1 protein-coding gene is annotated in these 1,251 nt (G+C 62.7%); it reads right to left on the minus strand.

Translation table 11 applies throughout. The features are described 5' to 3' along the window. Window positions 1-164 precede the first annotated feature (164 nt). The coding region (locus tag RMN95_RS05235) for a translation initiation factor IF-2 (RefSeq protein ID WP_397545252.1) at window positions 165-1,251 on the minus strand (1,087 nt) is incomplete at its 5' end.

Genomic DNA, 1,251 nt, shown 5'->3' on the forward strand with positions numbered 1-1,251 from the left:
CACCAGCGTACGGCGGGGAGGGATTTCGATTCCGGGCCGCAGGCTGGGTCTGGCAGCGGCGCCGCCCGTAGGGTGACGCCGCCGGAAGCGGCCCAGAATCGAAATCCCGGACCGCTGGAAGCGGCCCAGAGAGAAAATCCCGGACCGTTCCGCACCACGAGGGACTAAACCCGCGGCTTCTCCTTCATTTCAATCGTCTCAATCTCATCGCCGATCTGGATGTCGTTGAACTTGCCAAGCCCGATTCCGGCCTCGAAGTCCGTACGAACCTCGGTGACGTCATCTTTGTAACGACGCAGTGACTCGATGGCGAGGTTGTCGCCGACCACCACCCCATCGCGGATGACGCGAGCCTTCGCATTCCTGGTGATGACACCCGAGCGCACAATGACGCCGGCGACGTTTCCGAACTTGGAGGAACGGAACACCTCGCGGATCTCGGCAATACCTGACTGCACCTCTTCGAACTCGGGCTTGAGCATGCCCTTGAGGGAGTTCTCGATCTCTTCGAGTACCGCGTAGATGACCGAGTAGAAACGCACATCCACGCCTTCACGCTGCGCACGTTCGCGCGCCTTCGTGTCTGGTCGCACGTTGAACCCGATGATGATCGCGTTGTCGATCGTCGCGAGGTTGACGTCGCTCTCGGTGACAGCACCGACACCGCGGTGGATGATCCGCAGCTGAACGCTGTCGTCGACATCGATCTTGAGCAGCGAGTCTTCGAGCGCCTCAACGGCACCGGACACGTCACCCTTGATGATGAGGTTGAGCGATTCGACCTTGCCATCTTCGAGCGCCTTGGTGAAGTCCTCGAGACTGATGCGTTTGCGGGCCTTGGCCAGCAGGGCGTTACGTTCGACGGCTTCACGCTTCTCGGCGATCTGGCGAGCGGTGCGGTCTTCCTCGGTGACGATGAAAGTGTCGCCGGCCCGGGGGACGCTCGACAAGCCCTGTACCTGCACGGGGCGCGCCGGGTATGCTTCGTCGACGGGATCACCGTTCTCGTCCATCATCGCGCGCACTCGACCGTAGGCCGTTCCCGCGACGATGGAGTCTCCGACGCGCAGGGTTCCCGACTGGATCAGCACGGTCGCGACCGCACCACGTCCCTTGTCGAGCTTCGCTTCGATGGCGACACCGCGCGCGTCCTTATTCGGGTTAGAGCGCAGGTCGAGACCCGCGTCGGCCGTCAGGAGAACCGCGTCAAGGAGCGTGTCGATGCCGACGTTGTTGAGCGCGGACACGTCG

The organism is Salinibacterium sp., from assembly GCF_031364185.1.
GTDB lineage: Bacteria > Actinomycetota > Actinomycetes > Actinomycetales > Microbacteriaceae > Rhodoglobus.